Raw genomic sequence first — 24,021 nt, 5'->3', positions numbered from 1 at the left:
GAACGTCATGCTGAGCGCAGCCGAAGCATCTCTACCGCAATACTAAAATTGATTAGTTGCGCGGTAGAGATGCTTCGGCAAGCTCAGCATGACGTTCTTTTTGCAATGTTCTTGTTGCTCTCAACTTACTTTTTCCTTCTGATACTTCGCATGAAAATACCCTTCCTGCCCGGCGCGCTGCTAGGCGCGGCCCTGCTGGCGGCCGGCCCGGCCCTGGCCCAAAGCCCCAATACCGGCCCGGCCTACGACTCGCGCACGCTCTTCAACCCCTCGTTCATCGAGCAGCTGAGCACACCCACGCGCACGGCCGGCGGCCAGCCCGGCGCGGAGTACTGGCAGAACGCGGCCGACTATAAAATCGACGCCCGCCTCGACGAGAAAACGGCCCGCGTGACGGCCACCGTGGCCATCACCTACACCAACAACTCGCCCGACGCGCTGGCTTTCGTGTGGCTACAGGTCGACCAGAACCTGTACCGCGAGGACTCGCGCGGGGCGGCCATCACGCCGGTGGGCGGCGGGCGCTTCGGCAACAACTCGCGCGGCTTCCGGGGCGGCGACTCGCTGCAAACCGTGAGCATCGAGCTACACGGCAAAAAGATAAAAGCCAACTACCGCGTAACCGATACGCGCATGCAAATTATGCTGCCCGAGGCCCTGAAGCCGAACGGCGACAAGCTGAAAATCGACATCGCCTACGGCTTCAGCATTCCGGAATACGGCTCGGACCGGCTGGGCCGCCTGCAAACCAAGAACGGCGAAATATTTGAGGTGGCGCAGTGGTACCCGCGCATGGCCGTGTACGACGACGTAGAGGGCTGGAACACGCTGCCCTACCTCACGGCCGAGTTTTACCTCGAATACGGCAACTTCGACTACACCCTGAACGTGCCCGCCAACTACCTCGTGGGCGGCTCGGGTGAGCTGGTGAATCCCACCGAAGTCCTGACCTCGGCCCAGCAAAGCCGCCTGGCCAAAGCGGCCGGCTCGGACCAGACCGTGATGGTGCGCTCGGCGGACGAGGTGACGCAGGCCGGCTCGCGGCCCGGCGGCAAAAACGGCCGCCTCACCTGGCATTTCAAGTGCCAGCGGGCACGCGATGTGGCCTGGGCCGCGTCGTCGGCCTTCGTGTGGGATGCCGCCAAGATGAACCTGCCCAGCGGGCGCAAGTCATTGGCGCAGTCGCTGTACCCGGTGGAAGCAGCGCAGGATACGGCCTGGAACCGCAGCACGGAGTACGTGAAGAAGAGCATCGAATACAACTCGAAGCAGTGGTACGAATTCACCTACCCGGTGGCCACCAACGTGGCCGGCGTGGTGGGCGGCATGGAGTATCCAGGCATCGTGTTCTGCGGCGTGAAGGCCCGCAAAGCCAGCCTGTACAGCGTGACGGACCACGAATTCGGTCACAACTGGTTTCCGATGATTGTGGGCTCGAACGAGCGCAAGTACCCGTGGATGGACGAGGGCTTCAACACCTTCATCAACATCCTGTCGTCGGGCGCTTTCAACAACGGCGAATACGCTAAGCGGCTGAACGACACCACGCGGCTGGTGCAGGGCAACATCCGCTACATCATGGACCCGGCCGCCGTGCCGCCCTACACCGTGCCCGACGTGACGCCCTCCAACTACCTCGGCTATGCGGCTTATAGCAAGATGGGCTACGGCCTGTTTTTGCTGCGCGAGGAGATTCTGGGGCCGGACCGGTTCGACTATGCTTTCCGCACCTATATCAAGCGCTGGGCCTTCAAGCACCCGCAGCCGAAGGACTTTTTCCGGACCATGAACGAGGCCAGCGGCGAGGATTTGACCTGGTTCTGGCGCGAGTGGGTGTACAATAACTGGACCCTCGACCAGGCCGTGACCACCGTGGCCTACGTGAACCAGGACCCCGCCCAGGGTGCCCTCATCACCGTGGAGAACAAGGGCCAAGCCGCCATGCCCGTCATTGCCGACGTGACCGAAACCAGCGGCAAGACCACCCGCGTGCGCCTGCCCGTAGAAGTGTGGCAGCGCAGCGGCACCTGGACCTTCCGCTACAACTCAACCACGCCGCTCACCCTCGTGCGCCTCAACCCCACCAAACTGCTGCCCGACGCCAACCCCGCCAACAACGTGTGGCGGGCGCAGGTGCTGAAGTAAGGAGTTAAGCGTTAGGGTTTGAGAGTTGAAAAGCCCCGGCTGCTTCCTGAGCAGCCGGGGCTTTTTTGTGGGTTGGTTCGCCGTGGGGTATTAATCCTCCGAGGCGCCAATGCGACGATGCCGCTTCCAATCCGGGTTATACTGCGCGCCGCCAAACAGATACAGCATCAGCGCCCGCGAATACCGCAGAATAACCGGCGTGAGCAGCACCGTGACGGCGGTGACAAGGGCCACGTACACCCACGCATCGGGGTTGTCCATCAGGTAATAAATGAGCACGCCCAGCACCAGCGTAGTGGCCACGTTGAAGCCGAAGGTGATGTACATCGAGCCGAAGTAAAAACCCGGCTCGGGCTCGAAGGTCTGGCCGCACACGGGGCACTGCTCGGGCATTTGGGCAAATCGGGTGATGTTCAGCGCCGAGTAGCTGAACAGCTTGCCCTGGTGGCAGCGCGGGCAGCGCAGCTGGAGCAGCGCCAGCGCAGTAGAATCGACGAATTCGGGTGTTTGGGTAGGTTCGGCCATAACCGGGGCGGGGGAGGAGTGCATAAGATAGTAGTGTCTATACGGGTAAATGCGGCCCGCGCCCATGCGCAAGTGGCCGGCGCGGCACCTGCCGCTTGTGATGCCCCAAAATTACCAGCCGCTTCCCCTGCAGCTCCCGCCCATTTGCGGGCGCTTACCGGACAAATCAACGCTGCTGCCGGAAGGCCTCGGGCGTGTGGCCGGTGTACTTGCGGAAGTAGCGCCCGAAGTACGAGGCATCCTCGAACCCCAGCTCGTAGGCCACCTGCGCCACGCCCAGCGCCGAGTGGCTCAACAGCCGCTGCGCCTCGGTGACGATGCGCTCGTGGATGAGGGCGCTGGCCGTTTTGTTGAGCACCCGGCGGCACAGGGCGTTGAGGTGGTTGGCCGATACGTGCAGCAAGTCGGCGTAGTCGCGCACGCTGCGATGGGTGCGAAAGTGCTGGTTGAGCAGCGCCCCAAACTGCCGGATTTGCTGCTGCGCCAGGCCCGTTTCGGCCGCGACCGGGGCCGCGTAGTGACGGGCGGCCAGTTCCAGGCCCAGGTGCAGGTAGGACCGGAAAACCTCGGCCTGATTGGCCTGCGGCGCCTCGTATTCGGCAAAAAGGCGCTCGAAAAGCGGGCGAATTTCCGTTTCGGCCGGCGGCAAATACAGCACCGGCGAGTGCGCGCTGGCGAAAAACGGGAAGTCGTAGAGCCCGCTGCCGGGGTAGCGAAAGAGGTAGAAATCGGCGCTGAAAAACACCACGAAGCCGCGGGTCTCCGGCGCTAAGTGCCACTGATGCACCTGCCCCGGAGCCAGAAAAAACAGGCTGCCCGGCCGCAGCTCATACGTCACCAAATCGACCGTATGCGTGCCCGCGCCTTCGGTAATGTAGAGCAGCAGGTAGAAGTCGTGGGAGTGCGGCACGTTGACGTGCGGAAACCGCACGACGTGGCTCTGCAGGCGGTCGCAGTAGTACGGCGTGCGGGCCAGCGGCCCCGGAAACGAGGCCAGGGCCAGAACCGGCGGGGGCGTACCCGTCAGGGCGGTGGGCTTCATACCGCTAAAGGTAGCGCGGGGCGGGATGAGCCAGAGTATTACGCCTCCCGTTGAGCATCGCACACCGGTACCCAGCCCTTGCCCTGGCATATCGGGCACGTCGCCGCATCGCCGCGTGCCAACTCCTTTACTTCGCCGCACTTGCAGCAGGCGTGGGCACCGGCAGCCTCCGCGCGGTGCTGCGATTTGGCCAGCAGCTCGGGCCAAATGGGCAGGCCAGGGGCGGCGGCATCGGGGGCGTAGAAGTAGGCGCTGAGGTTGCCGGTGGCCTCCATGTAAGCGCGGCGCACCTGGCCCAGGTGCTCCACCTGCTGCTGCCGCAACTCGCCGAATAATTCCTTTTGGGTCAGGTTGAGGTTATCGAGGTTTTTCATGTTGATGCGGCCTTCTTCCACCAGCAGCACGGGCGTGCCTTCGAGCCAGTCACTGAAGCGGGGGAACCACTCGGTGAGGCGGTTGAACAGCCAGTACATGGCACTCACCACGGCAAACACGATGACGACGGGCAGCAGCGGCGTGTCGTGGTAGAACATGGTATCGCCGGCGGCCGAGCCCAGCGCCAGGATAATGCTCAGCTCGAAAATGGACAGTTGCCGCACCCCGCGCCGGCCCATCACGCGCAGGGTGGCCAGCAGCAGCAGGTAGGTTACCACGCACCGAAACACAACTTCGAGCAGGAAAGTGGGCGGCGCATCGGCCGTCCAGAGCAGGCGCTGCCAGTCGAAAGGCGTGATGGGTTCGGCGAGGAAGAGCATGAAAAGGAAGCAGGGGTGAAGCCGTTGCTGGTACGCACGGCCCGGCTCACGGTTGGCCGCGCCGTACCTTTGGGGCACTGCTGGGGTCTGGTTGGCCCTGACTGGCGGGCGTCGCGTGCGGCGTCGCGCCGGCGGGTATCGCACGGAGCGGTGGCCGCCGGGTTGGGCCGATTTATCGGCTTTAATCCAGCTTTGCCGACGCCCGCCAGCAGCAACCTGTTGCCTCGTTGCCGTGAATGTTTCGTTGTTGATTTCCCCCGCCATTTGGGTGGGGCTGTTGGGTGCGGCTGCGCACCTGCCGGGCCTGGGTGCCCAGGGCCAAACGGCGGCCACGCCCCGTAGCCGCACGTTCGTGCTCACCAGTACGGCGACCTTGCCCGTGCCCCCGGCCGGCACCAAAACCCTGGATTTGTGGTTGCCCGTACCCCACGCCGATGCCTCGCAGGATGTGCGCGACCTCAAGATTGAGTTGCCCGTGCCGTATAAAATCGAGAAGGGCGAATACGGGACCCAGATGCTGCACCTGCGCCTTACCAGGTCCGAGCCCGCCGCCGTATCCACCGCGCCGCTGGTGGTGAAACTCACCGCCCAAATCACGCGCCGCGAGCACCTCAACCTGCGCGCCAACGCCCCCACGGCCAAGCCCGTCAAAGAAAAAACGGACCCCAACCTGGCCCGCTGGCTGGCCCCTGACCGCCTCGTGCCGCTCGATGCTAAAATCAAGCTTCAGGCCGAAGAAGTCGTGGCCAAAGCCGGAGCCAAAACCCCGCTCGAAAAAGCCCGCGCCATCTACGAGCACGTTGTGAGCACCGTCACCTATGACAAAACCGGTCAGGGCTGGGGCCGGGGCGATATCTACTACGCTTGCGATGCCCGGCGCGGCAACTGCACCGATTTCCACGCCATCGTCATCGGCTACTGCCGGGCGCTGGGCATTCCGGCCCGCTTCAGCATCGGGCTGCCGCTGCCGGCCGAGCGCGGCCACGGCGAAATCAAGGGCTACCACTGCTGGGCCGAATTCTTCACCCCCGAAACCGGCTGGGTGCCCGTCGATGCCTCCGAAGCCGCCAAGAACCCGGACAAGCGCGCTTACTTTTTCGGCGCGCACGACGAAAACCGCGTCGAGTTCACCCGGGGCCGCGACGTGGTGCTGACCCCCAAGCAGGCTGGCCCGCCGCTCAACTACTTCGTGTATCCCTACGCCGAGGCCGACGGCCAGCCGCTGGAAGTGGCCCGGAAGTACGAGTATTCGGACATCACGGCGCAGTAGTTAGTGCGGGAAACTACCTCGGCCCGCCGGCGCTCCAGCAGCGTCGGCGGGCCGGGGTGTTTTAGTCGCTGCCCGTTTGGGAATGCTTTTTTGGTGCCCATTGCGAAGTCCGGCTTCGCGATGGACATCTGGTTTTAAACCTGGGCCGTCGGCGCTTATCCAAGGCGCGGCCAGTGGTGCGGCGGTCCTCATCCTGCCATCATGTGGGCGGGCTAACTAGCCGGCTTTCTGGCCAGCTGCTCTCATTCATCTTTCTCCAATTCTCATGAAGCACCGGTTACTTTTTAGCTTACTGCTCTTATTGGTAAGCCTGGCCTGGGGCCGCACAGGCGCGGCGGCCACCATCACCACCTCGGTCCTGAACGGCCCGAACTTCTGCCAAAATACCACCGTGCGGGTGAGCTACGCGGTGAGCGGCAGCATCGACCCCAGCAACGTGTTCACGGCCCAGCTCTCGGACGAAACCGGCTCCTTTGCCGCGCCGGTGGCCATTGGCTCGCTCACGGGCACGGCGGGCGGCACCATCACGGCGGCGCTGCCGGCGGGCGTGGTCACGGGCTCGGGCTACCGCGTGCGGGTGGTGGCCTCCAGCCCCGCCACCATTGGCACCGATAACGACCAGGACCTCACCATTACCAACATCGGGACCGTGACTTCGGGCAGCAACTCGCCGCTCTGCGCCGGGGGCAACCTGCTGCTTACGGCCAGCACGGTGCCGGGGGCCAGCTATTCCTGGACCGGCCCCAACGGCTTTACCTCGCTATTGCAAAACCCCACCATCGCCAACGTGGGCGTGAACCGCTCGGGCACCTACACCGTGACGGCCAGCTCAAACGGCTGCTCGGCCACGTCGTCGGTGACGGTGACGGTGAACGCGCTGCCCACGGCCAGCGTGAACCCGGTGGCCACGGCCATCTGCGCCGGCCAGTCCATTACGCTGAATGCCAGCGGCGGCAGCACTTACTCTTGGAGCCCGGCCACCGGCCTTAGCAGCAGCACAGTGGCCAGCCCCACGGCATCGCCCACGGCCTCCACTATTTATACGGTAACGGTGACCAACGCCGCCGGCTGCTCCAGCACGGCCCAGGCCACGGTGACGGTGCGCGCCACGCCGGTGCTCACCGTGTCGCCCAACACGACGATTTGCGCCGGTAGTTCGGCCACGCTTTCAGCCAGCGGCGCGCAGAACTACACCTGGTCGCCGAGCACGGGCCTGAACAACCCCCGTTCGGCCACGCCCGTCGCCTCGCCCACCGCCACCACCACCTATACCGTGACCGGCGACAACGGCAACTGCTCGGCCACGGCCACCGTGACCGTGACCGTGGAGCCCCTGCCTACGCCCAGCGCTGGCCCCGACCGCGTGCTGTGCTCCGGCCAGTCGGCCCAATTGGGCAGCGCGCCCGTGGCTGGCCTCACCTACAGCTGGTCGCCGAGCACGGGCCTGAGCAGCGCCTCCAGTGCCCAGCCCACCATCACCCTGACTAATACCGGCACGGCCCCACGCACCACCACCTACACGCTCACGGCCGTATCGGCCACGGGCTGCGTGGGCAGCAGCACGGTGCGCGTGACGGTGAACCCCGCCGTGACCGCGAATGCCGGCGCGGCGCAAACCTTCTGCTCGGGCGGCTCGGCCCAGTTGGGCACGGCCGCCGTCACGGGCTACACCTATAGCTGGAGCCCCGCTACTGGCTTATCCAGCGCCACCGCCGCCCAGCCCACCGTGACGCTGACCAATACCACCAGCGCCGCCGTCACCACCACTTACACGCTCACGGCCTCCAGCAACGGCTGCTCCAGCACCAGCACCGTGAACGTGACGGTGAATCCGGCTACCACCGCCACTTTCACCTATAACGCGGCCTCGTACTGCCAGAGCAGCGCCAACCCCACGCCCACCATTAGCGGCACGGCGGGTGGCACGTTCACAGCGGCCAGCGGCTTGGGCATCAATGCCGCCACCGGCCAGATTAGCCTGGCTGCCAGCACGGCCGGCACCTACTCCGTGACCTACAGCGTGGGCGGCCCCTGCCCCAGCACCAGCACCCAGTCGGTGACGGTGGCCACGCCCGGCGCGGCCGGTTTCGGCTACGCCAACGCGGCCTACTGCGCCAGCGGGGCCAACCCCACGGCTACGTTAATGGCCGGCGCGGCAGCCGGCACCTTCACGGCTTCGCCCACGGGCCTGAGCCTGAACGCCAGCACCGGGGCCATCAATCTGGCCGCCAGCCAGCCGGGTACTTATACCGTGACAAACACCGTATCGGCCAACGGGGCCTGCCAGACCGCCTCGGCCACCACGCAGGTGAGCATCAGCGCGGTGCCGGCAGCGGCACTGGCCGTGAGCGGCCCCACCACCATCTGTCAGGGCAGCACCGTGCCGCTGACGGCCAACGGCGGCAGCACCGGCGCTACCTACCAGTTTCTGCTGAATGGCCAAGCCATTGCCGGAGCCACCAGCGCCACCTACGCGGCTGCTCAGGCCGGCACCTACAGCGTGGTTGTCACCAATCCCGGCAACTGCACGGCTACCTCGGCCGGCACCACCATCACGGTGAACCCCGTGGCCACGCCCACCGTGGCCTACGGCGCTACCAGCTACTGCCAGAACGCGGGCACCAACCCCGGCCCCACGGTTTCCATCGCGGGCGGCACGTTTTCGGCGGGGGCGGGCCTGAGCCTGAATGCCGGCACCGGCGTTATCAACCTGGCCGCCAGTCAGCCCGGTACTTATACCGTGAGCTACGCGGCGGGCAGCCCCTGCCCCGGCACGGCCACGGCCAGCGTCACCATCAGCGCCGCCCCGAGCGCGGCGTTTGCCTACGCTTCCTCCACGCTGTGCGCCAGTGGGGGCACGGCCACGCCGGCCATCACGGGCACGGCGGGCGGCACGTTTGCTTCGGCCAGCGGCCTGAGTCTGAATGCCAGCACCGGGGCAATTAATCTGGCGGCCAGCACGGCCGGCACCTACACCGTAACCTATACCGTGAGCGGCACCTGCTCGGCGGCGTCCTCGGCCAGCGTGACCATCACGACAGCGCCGGTAGCGACGTTCAGCTACCCGGCCAGCAGCTTCTGCGCGGCGGCCCAGGGCAACGTGGCCCCGGTGTTTAGCGGCGGAGCCAGCGCCGGTACCTTCACCTCCACCACCGGCCTGAGCCTCGACCCCGCCTCCGGCGTGGTGAACCTGGCCGCCAGCCAGGCCGGCACCTATACCGTGACGAATACCATCGCAGCTTCGGGCTCGTGTGCGGCCACTACGGCTACGGCTGCAATTACCATCAGCGCCGCGCCGGTGGCCACACTGGCGGCCAGCGGCTCCACGGCCATCTGCCAGGGCACTGCGGTGCTGCTGACGGCCGGCGGCGGCGGGGCGGCGGCCACGTATCAGTTTCTGCTGAATGGCCAGGCCATTGCCGGGGCTACGGCGGGTAGCTACTCGGCCAGCGCGGCGGGCAGCTATGCGGTGGTGGTCACCAGCGGCAGCGGCTGTTCGGCTACCTCGGCGGCCACGGCCGTCACGGTGAACCCCGCTACCTCGGCGGCCTTCAACTACCCGGCTACCGGGTATTGCCTCAGCAGTTCGACCTCCACGCCCAGCATCACGGGCACGGCGGGCGGCACGTTTGCTGCGGCTTCGGGCCTGAGCCTGAACACGACCACGGGAGCCATCAGCCCCGCCACTTCTACGCCCGGCACCTACACCGTGACGTACAGCGTGGGCGGCACCTGCCCAAGCAGCAGCACGGCCAGCGTAACGATTTCGGCTCCGGCTTCGGCGGCATTTAGCTACGGCAGTGCTTCGCTGTGCGCCAGCGGCACGGCCACCCCGGCCCTGGCCACGGGGGCCAGCGCGGGCAGCTTCACCTCGACCACCGGCCTGACCCTGAATGCTACGACCGGAGCTATCGACTTGTTGGCCAGTACGCCCGGTACCTACACTATCACCAACACGGTAAGCAGCACCAGCGCCTGCGGCGGTACGTCGGCCACGGCTACGGTCACGATTAACGCCCTGCCCACGCGCCCCACGGTGAGCGCCCAGTACAACGGCCCCACCACCACGCTCACCAGCAGCGCCGCCACCGGCAATCAGTGGTACCTCAACGGCGTGGCCATTGCCGGCGCTACCGGCCCCACCTACGTCGTGAATTCGGCCGCCCAGTTGGGTTCTTACACTGTCACGACCACCTCGGCGCAGGGCTGCGTCTCGCTGCCCTCGGCCCCGCTCGTGGTCACGGCCACGGCCCGGCAGCTGGCCGATGCCACGCTCCAGCTCTACCCCAACCCCACGCCCGACGGCAAGCTGACCCTGACGCTGGCCAACGCCCACCCGGCGGTGCAGCTCAGCGTGCTCAACGCCCTGGGCCAGGTGGTGTACCGGGTAGCGGTGCCGGCCTCGGCCGCCGCGCAGCCACTCGACCTGAGCGCCCTGCCCACCGGCGTGTACCTGCTCCGCGCCAACACGCCCGATGGAAGCACGGCCACCCGCCGCTTCGTGCGCGAGTAGCGGGCCGGATTTGCATGCAAACAGCCCCGTCGGCATTGGCCGGCGGGGCTGTTTTTTTTCATGATTCTCGGGGAGGTTTGGTACACGCGGGCTCGCAAAGTCCGCGCTACGTAGCTACGGGGCCAGCACCAGCTTGCCGAAGTTCTCGCCCGAAAACAGCTTCAGCAGCGCCGGGAGGAAGTTCTCCACGCCGTGCTCGACCTGGATTTTAGGCGAATGCAACTTTCCTTCCTGAATCCAGCCGGCCATTTCGCGGGCTGCCGTGCCGTAGTTGGCGGCGTTGTCGAACACCACGATGCCTTCCATGCGGGCGCGGTTCATCAGCAGGGAGAGGTAGTTGCTGGGGCCTTTGACGGGCGTGGTGTTGTTGTACTGCGAGATGGCCCCGCAAATGACAATACGGGCTTTCATCCGGATTTGCTCCAGTACCAAATCCAGGATTTCGCCGCCCACGTTATCGAAATACACGTCGATGCCCTGCGGGGCGGCGGCGCGCAGGGCCTGGCGCACGTTGTCGGTTTTGTAGTTGATGCAGGCATCGAAACCGAGCGTTTGCATACAGTAGTCGCACTTTTCCTGGTCGCCGGCGATGCCCACCACGCGGCAGCCTTTTAGCTTGGCAATCTGGCCCACCACGCTGCCCACGGCCCCGGCCGCGCCCGATACCACTACGGTTTCGCCCGGTTTGGGCTGGCCGGTGTCGAGCAGGCCGAAGTAGGCCGTCATCCCCGGCATCCCCAGCGTGGCCAGATAGGCTTCGAGCGGCACGATGGCGGGGTCAACTTTCACGAGGTACTCGGGGCTGCGCGGGTCTGTGGCCCCAGCCCCCACCACGGCGTACTGCTGCACGCCGAGGTTGCCGGTCACATAGTCGCCCACGGCGAAGGCGGGGTTGTGCGACTCCACCACCTGCCCGGCCACGCCCGCCCGAAACACGTCGCCAACGGCAATGGGCTTGATGTAGCTGCGGCCCTCATTCATCCAGCCGCGCATGGCGGGGTCGAGGGAAATAAAGCTGATTTTCACCAGCACCTGACCCTCCTCCAGCGCAGGCACATCGACGGTGTCGATATCGAAATTGGCCGGCTGCGGTAGCCCCACGGGGCGCGAGGCGAGTTTGACGCGGGTGTTGGTGAGGGCCATGGTGTTTGGGGTATTGAGGGTGGGAGGGTATGGAGGCGCAAGTTGCAAAAGCCGAGGCTTGACCTAGGTTAGGAAATGGGGGAATGGGAATAAAAAGGAACGTCATGCTTCGACCAGCTCAGCACGACGTTCCTTTAAGCACCACACTACTCTGCCTGCACCGGCTGGGCTTTTTCCAGCGTTTCCAAATCATCTGCCGTCAGGCGTAGCCCGGTGGCTTCGAGTAGCTCCTTCACCTGGCCCACGCTGGTGGCGCTGGCAATGGGGGCGGTTACGCCGGGGGCTTGCATCAGCCAGGCCAGGGCTACCTGGGCGGGCGTGGCCGAGTGGGTGTCGGCCACGGCATCGATGGCGGTGAGCAGGGCGAGGCCCTTTTCGTTGAGGTATTTCTGGCCCACGCCGGCTCCGCGCGCGCTTTTTTGCAGGTCGGCCTGGTCGCGGTATTTGCCGGTGAGGAAGCCGGCGGCGAGGCCGTAATACGGAATCGCGCTGATGTTCTCCTCCAGCAGGAGCGGGGCGAGGTGCTGCTCGAAGTCCGCCCGGTCGTACAGGTTGTAAAGATTTTGCAGCGTCTCGTAGCGCGGAAAACCATGTTTGGCGCTGGCTTCCAGCGACTCCTGCAAGCGGGCGGCCGTGAAGTTGGAAGCCCCAATGGCGCGCACCTTGCCTTCCTTCACCAGCTGGGCGTAGGCTTCGAGGGTTTCCTCCACAGATGTGGTTTCATCGTCTTTGTGCGACTGGTACAGGTCGATGTAATCGGTTTGCAGGCGCTTGAGCGAGCCTTCCACGGCCCGTAGAATGTAGTCCTTTTTCAGGCCCTTGTTGTCGGCGTTTACTTCCCAGCCCACTTTGGTGGCAATGATGATATCATCGCGCCGGCCGCGCCGTTGCAGCCACTTGCCAATAATGGTTTCCGACTCGCCCCCGACGTGGCCGGGCACCCACACGGAATAGCCGTCGGCGGTATCAATAGCGTTGCCGCCGTTGGCCACGAAGGCATCGAGCACGGCGAAGGACGTGGTTTCATCGATGGTCCAGCCGAAGACGTTGCCGCCCAGCATGAGGGGCGAAATTTGGAGGCCGGAGCGGCCAAGTTCACGGGTTTGCATAGCAGTTTGAATATTCAGGGAATGAGCCTCCCTAACTGAAAAACCCGCCCGAAGGTTAGCCGACGGTGGGCTCAACTGCCACCAACACCCGCCAGCCGTGGGCCGGTACCGGTAGTTCCTCGCCGGCCAAAAGGGTCAAAGTTTCGTCGCTGAACAGGTCGCGCCACTGGCCCGGCACGGCGGGGGCGCGCTGCGCTCCGGCTGCCACATTCACGGCGCACAGCACGGCCGCGTCGCCCTTGGTGCGCAGGAAGGCGTAGACCTCAGGCGGGCCGGGCAGGCGCTGGAACGCGCTGGCCGGGTCGCCGTTGAGCAGGGCCGGGTGGCTTTTTTTGAGCTGAAACAGGCGGGTGTAGAAATCCTGGAGTGGTAAATCTCCCCACTCAATAGTATCGCGGTCGAAGAACTCCAGCCGGCGGTTCAGGCCCGCTTCCTGGCCCGAGTACAGCATCGGCATACCCGGCAGCAGGGCCGTGAGCACGGCGAAGGGCCGCGCCAGCGGCCCCAGGCGCTCATACTCAGTGCCGTCCCAGCTGTTCACGTCGTGGTTGCTGGTGAAGTGCATCAGGTACACGCTGGGTGGGTATTTCTCGCGTTCGGCGGCCAGGTAGGCGTCGATTTCGGGCAGCCCGGCGTGGCCTTCGGCAATGCGGTCGAGCAGGTAGTGCAGGCGCAGGCCGAAAGTCATGTCGAAGGCTTTTTCGAGCAGCCGCGTGTCAGAGTCGAACTCCTCCCAGCTCAGCCCGCCCGAGGGGTACAGCTCGTCCCACTCGGCCAGCATAAACACCGGCTTAAGGGTATCAAGCACGGGCCGGGCCTCGTCCCAGAAATCCGTGGTCACCAGCCCGGCCACGTCGCAGCGGTAGCCATCGATGTCGGTTTCCCGCAGCCACCAGGCCAGGGCCTCAATCATGTAGCGGCGCATGGCGCGGTTGCGGTAATCGAGGGCCACCACGTCGGTCCAGTCGGCTACGGGCGGCACCAGCTGGCCGGCGGCATCGTGCTGGTACCAGTCGGGGTGCTCCTGAATGAGGGCATTGTCGCGGCTGGTGTGGTTGGCCACCCAATCGAGCAGCACCTTCATGCCCAATGCATGAGCCGCCTGCACCAGATGGCGCAGGTCATCCAGGGTGCCAAACTCCGGATTTACGGCGAAATAGTCGCGCACGGCATACGGCGAGCCCAGCGTGCCCTTGCGCCCCACTTCCCCGATGGGATGCACCGGCATCAGCCACACAATGCCGATACCCATCGTTTGCAAACGCGGCAAATGGGCCTCAAAGGCCCGGAAAGTGCCTTCAGGGGTGAAATTGCGAACGTTGACTTCGTAGATGGTGGCGTGGGCCGCCCACTCGGGGTGAGCCACGGTGAAGCGGGCGGCAAGCGGGTGGTCGGGCATGTTGAGCGAGGGCGGTGGAGTGTACCGCTACGCGCCTGAAGTGGCGTCGGTTGCTGGCCGGACGCTGTAGAGACGCAATATTTTGCGTCTCGTCGTTGAACTCGCGATAGAATCGTTCGGCGGTTCCTTCAAAGACTCCATGCAACGACGAGACGAAAAATATTGCGTCTCTACCCCTCGTAGAATTCCAGCGGCAGGCCGTCGGGGTCGGCAAAAAAGGTGAAGCGGCGGCCGGTGAATTCATCCACGCGCACGGGTTCGCAGGTCACGCCGTGCGCCTCCAGGTGCCGGATGGCGGCGGCTACGTCGGGCACGGCAAAGGCAAGGTGGCGCAGGCCGGCGGCCTCCGGATAGCTGGGGCGCGGCGGCGGGTTGGGGAAGGAAAACAACTCAATGACGTACTGCCCGTTGATGGCCAGGTCCAGCTTGTGCGAGTCGCGGGCCGCACGGTAGGTTTCGGCCAGAATTTCCAGCCCGAGAATTTCGGTGTAGAAGTGTTTTGAGGCCGCGTAATCGGAACAGATAACGGCGACGTGGTGCAGGCCGAGGAGGAGTTGCATATGTTAGTTGGTCGCGCTCAGCAGCTTGTTGAGGGTGCTCTGTAGCTCTTCGCCGCGCAGATTGGTGGCCACGATTTTACCCTGCGGGTCAACCAGAAAGTTCTGCGGTACACCCTGCACGCCGTAGGTCTGGGCCACCGCATTGTCCCAGAATTTCAGGTCCGATACGTGCGTCCAGGTCAGGCCGTCCTTCTCGATGGCGCGAAGCCATGCTTCGCGGGTGCGCTCATTATCGAGCGATACGCCGAGAATAGTAAAGCCTTTGTCCTTGAAGGCATTGTAGGCTTTGACTACGCTGGGGTTTTCCTGGCGGCAGGGGCCGCACCAGCTGGCCCAGAAATCTATCAGCACGTATTTGCCGCGCAGGCTGCTTAATGTCATGGGCACGTTTTCGGGGTTGTTCTGGGTGAAGTCGGGAGCGGTAGCGCCCACGGCCACGCTTTGCAGCCGCTTAATCCGGTCCCCGATGAGCACGCCGCGTGGGGTGCTCCGCAGGTTTGCGCTCAGGCTTTGGTACCATTCGGCGTAGTGGGCCAGGTCGGGGGCGTTCCACTCCAGCTCCTTGAGCACAAATAGGCTGAACAGCGCGTTGGGATGCGCCTTAATGTAACTGACCCGCACCTGCTGCTTTTGGGCGTTGATGGCAGCCCACCGAGGCTCAAACTGCTTCCGATAGGCGGCGTTTTTGCGGGTAGCCTCGGGTTGGGCGTAAAACTCTTTGTTTAGGGTTGCGGCTTGCTCATCCAGCGGTTTCAGCAAGGCTTGCAGGCGGGCTTTCTCGTCGTTGAGCGGGGTGCCGCGCACAATGGCTTTGCCGGCCGAATCGGGCGTAACCCAGGTAACGGTGCCTTTTTCCAGAAAAAAAGGCTGCAATGTGAAGTCCCGCGATGCGCTGTAAGGCGTGCCGTGGTGGCTCAACATAAGGGAGCCCTGCGCCACCTCGGGCAGGGTGCCCCGGAATTCGAAATGCCCGTTCTGCACGGCCACCGAGTCCCGTACCTGGGTGTGGTCAAAGCTGTAAAAAAGGTATGCTTTAGTCACGCCGGCCTTCGCGCCGGTGGTGCCCTTCAAAATAAAGTTACCGGTTTGGGCCTGGGCCAGTATGGGCAGCAGGAGCAGGGCGCTGTAGAGGAGCTTTTTCATGGAAAGGGTGGGGTTAGATAGCACACTGATGCCAGTTGTCCGGCTACAGTTGCACGGGGCTCCGCGGCGGTGGGCGCGGTATTGCGGTTCAACGATTGCCGAAGCTGAACGGGCCGGTCGCTACTCGCTCACCCAGCGGGTTTTGTCCTGCACCGGCCCGCGCTGGCCGGGGGCGAGGGCACGTCGATGTAGCCCAGCTGGAAAAATCCCAGCAACCGGTCGTCCGGTCCGAGGCCGAAAAACGCCTTGGCCTCTTCGGTGTACGTGATGCCGCCGCTGCTCCAGTAGCCGCCCAGGCCGTAGGCGTGGGCCGACAAATGCAGGTTTTGCACGGCGCAGGCCACGGCTTCAATTTCCTCGATTTCGGGCAGGCGCGGCTCGGTGCGCTTCATGGCAATGGCGATGACGTGCGAGCACTGCGGCGGATTAGTCCGCAGCTTGGCGTGCTTGGCGGCTTTGTAGGCTGGCCCGGCGGTTTTTTCATACAAATCGGCCTGAAATACCGCCAGCTTTTCGAGCCCCGCGCCCGTGAACACGACGAAGCGCCAAGGTTCGGTTTGCTTGTGGCTGGGGGCCCAGTTGGCATTTTCCAGCAGCTGCCAGATGGTGGAGTCCGGGATGGCCCGGCCGGGTACAAACTGCGGGATGAACGTGCTGCGCCGCGTGCGGATGAGGGTATTGATTTGTTCGGTATCGAAGAGCGGAGAGGTCATCGGGCGGAGGGAAAAGGCGGATTGAAAACGGTGACCGGGCGGCCCGTTCGGCCGCGTAGCGCGCTGGCCACTTCCCGGCGCATTGTGTATCCGGCCATTGTGCCCAGGGTTACGCGCCGGGGCCGTAGCCCATGACGCAAAATAAGCACCGCAACCAGCAACCAGACCAGGCGGGCCGGCTGCATCTTTGCAGCCCTCGGGGGCTCCCTTCGCAACGCTATGCAAATCACGGTTTCCTTCATGTCGGTGGCGCTGTTTGCCGTTATCGCGCAGGCGCTGTTTGCGGCGGGGCTGCTGGCCAGCGCCCCGGTCAACCGCGTATCGAACCGCTTTCTGGCCCTGCTGATGGTGGCCATTGCCTTGTGGATACTTGATGGGTTTTTCCGGGTGTCGGGGCTGTATGAGCAGGATGCCGGGCTTTACTTTTCCCCCATCTACTACTCGTTGGGGTTTGGGCCGCTGCTGTTTTTCTACGTGCGCAGCCTCGTCAACCACGGGTTTCGGTGGCGGGCGCGGTACTGGGGGCATTTTGCGCCGGTGCTGTTGCAGGCGGGGCTGTACTGGTGGTTGCGCTTCCAGCCCTACGCCGTGCGCAACGACTTCTGGCTGCACGTTCACCGGCCCGTTACCTACCGGCTGGAGTTCATCGGTACCTGGCTTTCGCTCATGGCCTACCTGCTGCTGAGCCTGCACCTGCTGCGGCGCTACGGCCGCTGGCTGACGGATAATTTCTCGGAAGTGTCGCGGCTGCGGCTGCGCTGGTTGCGTTGGCTGCTGCTGCTACTGGCCGCCGTGAGCGGGCAATGGCTGCTGGAGCTGGTGCTGCGCGAGTTTTTCGGGATTTACTATCGCTACGACTACTCCACCGAGCTGCTGGGCGTGGTCGTGTTCGTGATTGGCGTGGTGGGCCTGCGGCAGGCCGATATGCGGGCCGTGCATTTCGCGCCCGAGCAGGATGCGGCAGCCGCGCCCACCGCCGCGCTACCGGCCGGGGCCACCGAAACCACCGTGCCCACCCGCGCTATTGAAACCATTGCTGCCAACGAAACGGCCCCCGCCGTTCCCGCCAACATCACCGATAATGTAGCCTCTCCAACGGCCGACCCGCTCATGATGGAGCGCATCTGCCGGGCGCTGGTCGACGACCAGCTTTACCAGAACCCAACCCTCACGCTGGCCGAGCTTTCGGCCCACACCGGCCTGCCGCCGCGCCTAATTTCCTTCACGGTGAACGCCGGCTTCGGCCGCACCTTCAACGACCTGGTGAACGGCTACCGGGTGGCCGAAGTGCAACGCCGCCTCGCCGCCCCCGATGCCCGCCGCTTCACCCTGCTGGGCATCGCCTTCGAGAGCGGCTTCAATTCCAAAACCACCTTCAACCGGATTTTCAAGCAACTGACCGGCGTGGCCCCGAGGGAGTACCAGGGAGGCGAATAACATGATTTGGGCCCGAAAAGGCCCCAAATCATGTTTCGGTACGTCCCACATCCGGTATTGGGGCGATGGAGGGTAGGGCAGAGGGCCACCTTTGGGTCGTACTTCAAACGCCCCGTTTATGACCCGCTTCCTGCTACCGGCGCTCCTGGCGCTGGCCCTCCTCCCGGCCCCCGCCCCGGCCCAAACTACCCCCGCCGCCGCCCTGCCGGGTACGACCTGGACCGACCGCACCCGCGTCCTGCCCGATGAGCTGCGCCGCCTGCCGGTGGGCCTCACGCTTCGGCACTCGCCCGGTGTGGTGCATCCCGAGGCCGACCCCGCCACGCCGGGCGGCTACGTCTGGAAGCACCAGACCACGGTGCGCGCCGAAGATGCCGACCTCGAAATAGTGGCCTGCGGCAGCTACATCTGGTACAGCGCCGAGGGCTGGCAGCGCAACCTGCGCGAAACGCCCGCCGAGTTTGCCGAGCTCTTCAACTGCCCCGGCGGCCACCTCAAAAAAGGGGTCACCTACACCTTCGCCCGCAACTACCGGTACGCTGCCAGCGCCCGGCAGCTGTATGGCGGCGATGCCCTCTGGTTCGTCATCGCCCGCGATGCCCAGGGCCGCCTCTACAAAGGCTACGGCCTGATTGAAACCGAAGCCGACGTGCTGCCGGCTAAGTAGGCCCGTGCCGGCCCCCGGTCCGACCGCCCTAGGCGGTCCGACCGGTCGTCAGGGGCACGTTCTGATACGGTTTGCTCAATAATAACGATAACCGGTCGGACCGCCTAGGGCGGTCGGACCGGGCAGAATACCTCTCTTAACCTCATTTCCCCCTCCCAACTCTCATGAAAAAGCTCCTGATTTTCTCGCTGCTCCTCCCGCTGCTCCTCCCGCTTCTGGCCCTGCTCGCCGCCCGTCCGGCCCCCGCCACCCTGCGCCTAGACCCCGCCGCCAGCACCCTCGCCTGGACCGGCCACGCCGAAGCCGGCAGCTGGGCTCCGCAGGGCAGCATCCGGCTGCGCGAAGGCACGGTGGTGACCGAGGACGCAGTAGTGCGCGCCGCCCGCGTGGTGGTCGACATGGCCAGCATCGCCCACGACCAAGCCCAGTTGGCCGAGCACCTGCGCGGCCCCGATTTCTTCGACGCCGTGAAGTTTCCCACCGCTGTGTTCGAGCTGACTGCTTTTAAGAATGGCCAAGCCAGTGGCACGCTTACCCTCAAGGGCATTCGGAAGCCGGTGGCTTTTCCCGTGACGGTGGCGGCCGAGCCCGGCGGCGGGCTGCGCCTGCGCGGCACGGCCACCATCGACCGCACGCAGTTTGGGGTCAATTTCAACTCCTCGTCCTTCTTTCAGAACCTGGGCAGCTACGCCATTCGCAACGATTTTCAGGTGGCCTTCGACGTGGTGGCGCGGTAAAGGCTCAGGACTTCAGCCTAGCTACAGAATCGGCGGCGACCTTCGCCGCATCGGTTTCATCTTAAGCTCTTCCTCTGTGAAAAACCTGCTGCTGGCCGCGCCCCTGGCGCTCTCCTTTTTCGGTCCCGCCGCGCTGGCCCAAACCGCGCCTGCCGCGCCCTACCATTTGCTCAACACCATCAGCATCGGCGGCGAGGGCGGCTGGGACTACCTGAGCGTGGACCCTGCCGGCGAGCGCCTCTACGTGTCGCACGGCACGCGGGTAGAGGTGATTGATTTGAAGACCCGCAAGGTTATCGGCACCATCAAGGATACGCCCGGTGTGCATGGCATCGAGGTGATGCCCAGTGCCAACCGGGGCTACATTACCTGCGGACGCAACAACACCTGCGTGGTGTTCGATTTAAAAACCCTGCAGCCCATCGGCGCGCCCATTCCCACCGGCCCCAAGCCCGATGCGCTGCTGGTGGATAAGTTCTCGAACCGCGTGTTCCTGTTCAGCAACGACGGCGGCAAAAGCACCGTGCTCGATGCCAAAACCGGGGCCGTGGTAGGCACCGCCGAGCTGGGCGGCGACGTGGAAGCCCCGGCCACCGACGGCAAGGGCCACATTTTCGTCAACATCGAAGACAAAAGCCAGGTCATCGAGTTCGACGCCAAAACCCTGGCTGTGCTCCAGCGCCATTCCGTGGCCCCCGGTGAAGAGCCTACTGGCCTCGCATACGACCCCAAAACCAACCGCCTGTTCAGCGGCTGCGCCAATGAAAAGCTGGTGGTGACGGACAGCAAAACCGGTAAGCAAATCGCCGTGCTGCCCACCGGCAAGGGCACCGACGGAGCCGCCTTCGACCCCAGCACCAACAACGTCATCGTGTCGAACGGCGGCTCCGGCACGTTCACCATCATCCACGAAGACACACCCGATAAGTACACCGTGGTGGCCAACCTGCCCACGGCCCGCGGGGCCCGCACCATCGCCATCGACCCCAAGAGCCACCACCTCTTCACCTGCACCGCCGACTACGGCCCCGCGCCGGCCCCCACCACCGAGAACCCACGGCCCCGGCCCAGCGTGGTGCCCGGCACGTTCCGGGTGCTGGAGTTTGGGCGGTAGGGTAGTAAGTAGACAAAGGCTGTCATGTAGAGCGCAGCGCAGCATCTTTACCGCACAACGCAATCCAATAAAAAGGATTACTGGTGGCGGGCGAGATGATTCGCTGCGCTCTGTATGACGGCCGTTTCTCAATTCGGTTCGTAACTCACCATTCACCAGAATAGCCACCACCGCGCCATGCTCACCACTTTGTGGCCCCACCTGCGCCACGCCCTGCGGGCGCATAAAATGCTGCTGCTGGCGCTATTGGCTGGCTTAGTGCTGCCATGGGTAGTATTCATGAACGTGGCCGAAGACATTTGGGAGTCCGGCGGCTTCATCGGCGACAAACGGATTCTGGAGTTCCTGCACGCCCACGCCACTCCCTTGCTGGACCGGCTGGCGCTGGCCTTCACCGCCGCCGGCGACCCGCTGCCCATGGGCGTGCTGGCCGTACTCATCACCGGGGGACTGGCCGTGTGGAGCGTGCGTCGGCAGGCATGGTTTTTTGGGTTGTCGGTGGGCGGGGCCATGGCCCTTAATCTGCTGGTGAAGGTGCTGTTTGCCCGGCCCCGGCCATCCTTGTGGCTGAGTTTGAAACCGGCCTTCTACTACAGCTTCCCGAGCGGGCACGCCATGGGCGCGGCGGCCGTAGCCACGGCGCTGGGCTTCCTGCTGTGGCGGCACCGTGGCCACTGGCTGGCCTGGGTGCTGGGGGCACTGTTTGCCCTGGCCGTGGGCTGGAGCCGGGTGTATCTGGGCGTGCATTTCCCGTCCGACGTGCTGGCCGGCTGGACGGGCTCGGTGGGCTGGGTGGCGGGGCTGCACATCCTGTTTTCGCCCGAGTTTCATCAGTTGCGGCGGTTCTGGCGCGAGGTCCTGCACCGGCGTCTGCCCACCGTGGTATCGCCGCCGCTGGACGCGCAAAGCGTCCCGGCTTAGCAACGGCCGTTGTTATTTGCCGGCGATTTCCCCCGGCTTCCCTATGCTTTCGCCTCCCCGTTCTGCTTTCAACCCAATGCCGCAGGCCAGGGCATTGGGAGTGGTTTTGCTGCTCTCCGCTGGAATCTTCGCTTGGTTAGCCATGGCCGTGGCGCACGCGGGCGGCCTGCCCTGGGATGTTCCTGTCCTCGAATTCTGGCACCGCCACGCCACGCCGGCCCTCGATAAAACGGCCGTGTTCCTCACCATCATCGGTAATACCTGGCCCATGGTGAGCCTTGGGGTGCTGGTGTGGCTGGGGCTGCTGCGGTGGCGGCAGTGGCGGGCGGCGTGGGTGTGGTTCGCGTCGGTGGGCGGGTCGATGCTGCTCACGCAGGTCATCAAGCGGCTGGTGGCGCGGCCCCGGCCGGCGGTGTGGGCCAGCATCCAGCCGGAGCACACGTTCAGCTTTCCCAGCGGGCACGCCATGGATACGGCGGCCATTGCCACGGCGCTGCTGCTGCTGGGTTGGGGCGGCCGGGCACGCGGCTGGGGCTGGCTGATGGCGCTGTTTGCGCTGGCCGTGGGCTGGGCGCGCATGTACCTGGGCGTCCATAACCCGTCGGATGTGCTGGCGGGCTGGGCGGCGGCCGTGGCCTGGGTGGTGGCGATGCACCTGGTGGCGCGTCGCGAGCTGGCTGAATAGTTGGTCAACAAGCCAACCGAACGGTCAGCATGACGTTCCTCTTTATGAACGACTACTTGCCTGATGGGGCCGGCGCATCGGCCTCAAACCACACGCAGGGCATCCCTTCTACCAGGAACTCCGCTCCCTGGCGCAGGCCGATTTTGGTGAGGATGCGGCGCGAAGCCACGTTGTGCGTGTCGGCGTAGGCGCAGATGCGGGGCAGGTGCAGCATCTCAAACCCGTAATCCAGCCAGGCCCGCGCGGCCTCGAAGCCGTAGCCCTGCCCCCAGAACTGCGGCAAAAACCGGTAGCCCAGGTCGTAGAAATCGTGTTGGCCGTTGATGGGGCCGGCCACCAGCTTCAGCCCGGCCCAGCCCATGAATTCGCCGGTTTCGCGCAGTACCACGGCCCAGCGCCCAATGCCGTTAGTGGTATACTGCCCTTGAATGTAGCGTATCATGGCCAGGCTTTGGGCGGGCTCGCTCACCATGTGCCCGCCGATGCCGCCGAGGTAGCGATGCACGGCCGGGTCCGAATCGAGGGCGAACATGCCGGCCGTATCGGCGTCGGTGAGGGGGCGAAAATGCAGGCGGGCGCTATCGAAAGGCAGCATATGAGCAGGGTAGGAGCGGCGAAGATACTGCGCCAGCCCCCGGCGCGGGCGGGGCGTTTCGGCCCCGTGCCCGCCGGCCACTAGCGGGGAGCGGGCTAAATGCACCGACGGCCCCGGGGCATTTAGCCAAGCAGCGGCAAGGTTGCGTACCTTCATCCATTCAACGTAAAAGACGAGCCGCCAAATGACGGCTCCGGTTAGCGAGCCAGTCATGTACATTGTTCCGGCACCCACAGCCGGGCCATTTGCTGCTTAGGCGCGTGTTGTTTAAATGTTCTGGTCTTCCCTCAGCGCTGTTTTTTCGTGATAGGACTTAGTATTTCTGCACCATGTTGCCCAAACCGACAGCTTCCCCCTACGCTGCCGTTTTCATCGATTTTGAAAACGTCTATTACTTCCTGAAAAACCACTTTCACGACCCGCCCGACCTCAACGACATCTGCCTCGATATCGTCCGGACCCTGCGCGAGCAGCTCAGCGACAAGGGCCTCGACAGCCTCATCAGCTACGCCTACGCCGACTTCGAGCGCCTGGCCACCGCCCCCCAGGGTGCCCTCTACCTGATGGGCGTGAGCACCCGCAACGTGCTGGGCACCGACCATAAAAACGCCGCCGACATGCAGCTCTGCATCGACGCGCTGGAGGTGATGTACACCCGGCCCGACATCGGCACGTTCGTGCTTGTGGCCGGCGACCGCGACTACATTCCCGTGCTTCAGCACCTGCGCCGGCAGGCCCGGCAGGTGCTGGTGGCCGGCTTCCGCGAGTCGGTATCCGGCGATTTGCTCCAGAACATCGGGGCCGCGCAGTTCATCGATGCCCGCGATTTGCTCACGCCCGAGCGCGTGGAGCAGCTCGAAAAGCGCCGCACCGACCGCCAGCGCACCATCGAAGAAGGCCGCCGCCTGCGCGAGCAGGGCCTGGCCGGCGTGCCCTCGGCCGCTGCCCTGGCCGCCCGCGCCGATAGTGGCTCCGAAGCCGTGCCCATGCCCTCGCCCAAAGTCGTGCCCGTGCCGTCGGCCAGCGCCCCGCGCCCCATTGTACCGGTGCTGGCCCGGCCGTTTGTGACGCGCGATGAAGTCTCCGAATTTGCTCCCACCCGCCGCCTGGCCACCGACACCGAACGCCGCACACTGGCCTTCATGCTGGCCGAGTTTCAGAAGCTCGAAGCTAAGCAGCAGCGCCGCGTGACGGAGCTGTGGCTGGGGCCGTTCATGCGCCTGCTCACTGACGAGCTGCCCGAACTGCCCGACTACGAGCGCCGCGACCAGCTCAACAAGCTGCGCGATGCCGGCACCATCCGCATCGAGAAGCGCGAGGGCGAGCCGCACCCGTTTTCCGTCATCGTGGTCAACTACAGCCACCCCGACGTGCAGGAGCTCCATCCTGGTGAAGAATAGCCGGCGGCGGCTGCTTAACTGCTTTTGGCCTGAAATGTTTGTTATTAAATCATGTATGAATAAATGCCAGAATTTTGTTGGTTAATAAGTTAACATCCTTGTGATTGATGGGTTGCTAAGGCATCAGTTCACCTAATCAACCTTCTTT

General features: G+C 64.7%; 20 protein-coding genes. 10 read left to right on the top strand and 10 right to left on the bottom strand.

Translation table 11 applies throughout. From position 1 onward, the window contains the following. Positions 1-150 precede the first annotated feature (150 nt). Positions 151-2,145, top strand: a complete 1,995-nt coding sequence (locus ACVWYF_RS08680; protein WP_457066694.1) for a M1 family metallopeptidase — start codon at positions 151-153, stop codon at positions 2,143-2,145. A gap of 90 nt (positions 2,146-2,235) precedes the next feature. Here the strand turns inward: ACVWYF_RS08680 and ACVWYF_RS08675 are convergent, their stop codons facing one another. The 3 genes from ACVWYF_RS08675 to ACVWYF_RS08665 all read right to left on the bottom strand — a co-directional run bounded on the left by ACVWYF_RS08675 (position 2,236) and on the right by ACVWYF_RS08665 (position 4,467). After that, complete coding sequence (locus tag ACVWYF_RS08675) at positions 2,236-2,670, bottom strand: DUF983 domain-containing protein (protein ID WP_457066692.1); 435 nt, start codon at positions 2,668-2,670, stop codon at positions 2,236-2,238. 166 nt (positions 2,671-2,836) lie between these two features. After that, positions 2,837-3,712 (bottom strand): helix-turn-helix domain-containing protein, encoded by an 876-nt coding sequence (locus tag ACVWYF_RS08670; RefSeq protein ID WP_457066690.1) that lies wholly within the window; start codon positions 3,710-3,712, stop codon positions 2,837-2,839. A 38-nt stretch (positions 3,713-3,750) separates the two neighbouring features. Next, the gene (locus ACVWYF_RS08665; protein ID WP_457066687.1) at positions 3,751-4,467 is read right to left on the bottom strand and encodes a DUF421 domain-containing protein; all 717 of its coding nucleotides are present in this window, start codon (positions 4,465-4,467) and stop codon (positions 3,751-3,753) included. A 232-nt stretch (positions 4,468-4,699) separates the two neighbouring features. On the opposite strand from ACVWYF_RS08665, the gene ACVWYF_RS08660 reads away from it, so the two are divergent. Both ACVWYF_RS08660 and ACVWYF_RS08655 read left to right on the top strand, forming a co-directional pair. Next, a complete protein-coding gene (locus tag ACVWYF_RS08660; protein ID WP_457066685.1) occupies positions 4,700-5,737 on the top strand; it encodes a transglutaminase-like domain-containing protein in 1,038 nt (345 codons plus the stop codon). Positions 5,738-6,002: 265 nt separating this feature from the next. Continuing rightward, on the top strand, positions 6,003-10,250 hold the full coding sequence (locus ACVWYF_RS08655; RefSeq protein WP_457066682.1) for a T9SS type A sorting domain-containing protein: 4,248 nt from the start codon (positions 6,003-6,005) through the stop codon (positions 10,248-10,250). 114 nt (positions 10,251-10,364) lie between these two features. Here the strand turns inward: ACVWYF_RS08655 and ACVWYF_RS08650 are convergent, their stop codons facing one another. From ACVWYF_RS08650 to ACVWYF_RS08625, 6 genes are all read right to left on the bottom strand, one after another. Next, positions 10,365-11,393 carry an NADP-dependent oxidoreductase gene (locus ACVWYF_RS08650; protein ID WP_457066680.1) on the bottom strand — a complete coding sequence of 343 codons (1,029 nt, stop codon included), beginning with the start codon at positions 11,391-11,393 and terminating at the stop codon, positions 10,365-10,367. Between the two features lie 146 nt (positions 11,394-11,539). Then, complete coding sequence (locus ACVWYF_RS08645) at positions 11,540-12,502, bottom strand: aldo/keto reductase (RefSeq protein WP_457066678.1); 963 nt, start codon at positions 12,500-12,502, stop codon at positions 11,540-11,542. 55 nt (positions 12,503-12,557) lie between these two features. Continuing rightward, positions 12,558-13,901 (bottom strand): alpha-amylase family glycosyl hydrolase, encoded by a 1,344-nt coding sequence (locus ACVWYF_RS08640; protein ID WP_457066676.1) that lies wholly within the window; start codon positions 13,899-13,901, stop codon positions 12,558-12,560. 170 nt (positions 13,902-14,071) lie between these two features. Further along, a complete protein-coding gene (gene gloA2 / locus ACVWYF_RS08635; protein ID WP_457066673.1) occupies positions 14,072-14,461 on the bottom strand; it encodes an SMU1112c/YaeR family gloxylase I-like metalloprotein in 390 nt (129 codons plus the stop codon). A gap of 3 nt (positions 14,462-14,464) precedes the next feature. Continuing rightward, positions 14,465-15,604 (bottom strand): redoxin domain-containing protein, encoded by a 1,140-nt coding sequence (locus tag ACVWYF_RS08630; protein ID WP_457066670.1) that lies wholly within the window; start codon positions 15,602-15,604, stop codon positions 14,465-14,467. 128 nt (positions 15,605-15,732) lie between these two features. Next, a complete protein-coding gene (locus ACVWYF_RS08625; protein WP_457066668.1) occupies positions 15,733-16,317 on the bottom strand; it encodes a nitroreductase family protein in 585 nt (194 codons plus the stop codon). A 219-nt stretch (positions 16,318-16,536) separates the two neighbouring features. Here ACVWYF_RS08625 and ACVWYF_RS08620 point away from each other — a divergent pair, with 219 nt between their 5' ends. From ACVWYF_RS08620 to ACVWYF_RS08595, 6 genes are all read left to right on the top strand, one after another. Next, positions 16,537-17,754 (top strand): helix-turn-helix domain-containing protein, encoded by a 1,218-nt coding sequence (locus ACVWYF_RS08620; protein WP_457066665.1) that lies wholly within the window; start codon positions 16,537-16,539, stop codon positions 17,752-17,754. 118 nt (positions 17,755-17,872) lie between these two features. Then, the gene (locus tag ACVWYF_RS08615) at positions 17,873-18,421 is read left to right on the top strand and encodes a hypothetical protein (protein ID WP_457066663.1); all 549 of its coding nucleotides are present in this window, start codon (positions 17,873-17,875) and stop codon (positions 18,419-18,421) included. A 164-nt stretch (positions 18,422-18,585) separates the two neighbouring features. Then, the gene (locus ACVWYF_RS08610; protein ID WP_457066659.1) at positions 18,586-19,158 is read left to right on the top strand and encodes a YceI family protein; all 573 of its coding nucleotides are present in this window, start codon (positions 18,586-18,588) and stop codon (positions 19,156-19,158) included. A gap of 76 nt (positions 19,159-19,234) precedes the next feature. After that, positions 19,235-20,272 (top strand): YncE family protein, encoded by a 1,038-nt coding sequence (locus ACVWYF_RS08605; protein WP_457066657.1) that lies wholly within the window; start codon positions 19,235-19,237, stop codon positions 20,270-20,272. Positions 20,273-20,449: 177 nt separating this feature from the next. Continuing rightward, positions 20,450-21,193, top strand: a complete 744-nt coding sequence (locus ACVWYF_RS08600) for a phosphatase PAP2 family protein (protein WP_457066655.1) — start codon at positions 20,450-20,452, stop codon at positions 21,191-21,193. Positions 21,194-21,335: 142 nt separating this feature from the next. Next, positions 21,336-21,878 (top strand): phosphatase PAP2 family protein, encoded by a 543-nt coding sequence (locus ACVWYF_RS08595; protein ID WP_457066653.1) that lies wholly within the window; start codon positions 21,336-21,338, stop codon positions 21,876-21,878. A 52-nt stretch (positions 21,879-21,930) separates the two neighbouring features. Here the strand turns inward: ACVWYF_RS08595 and ACVWYF_RS08590 are convergent, their stop codons facing one another. After that, a complete protein-coding gene (locus tag ACVWYF_RS08590; protein WP_457066651.1) occupies positions 21,931-22,473 on the bottom strand; it encodes a GNAT family N-acetyltransferase in 543 nt (180 codons plus the stop codon). A 329-nt stretch (positions 22,474-22,802) separates the two neighbouring features. Here ACVWYF_RS08590 and ACVWYF_RS08585 point away from each other — a divergent pair, with 329 nt between their 5' ends. After that, entirely contained in the window at positions 22,803-23,873 is a 1,071-nt protein-coding gene (locus tag ACVWYF_RS08585) for an NYN domain-containing protein (protein ID WP_457066648.1), read from the top strand. The last annotated feature ends 148 nt before the right edge of the window (positions 23,874-24,021 follow it).

Source organism: Hymenobacter sp. UYAg731, assembly GCF_054061335.1.
The sequence above is the reverse complement of the archived record's forward strand: the minus strand, read 5'-3'. Positions and strand labels throughout refer to the sequence as shown.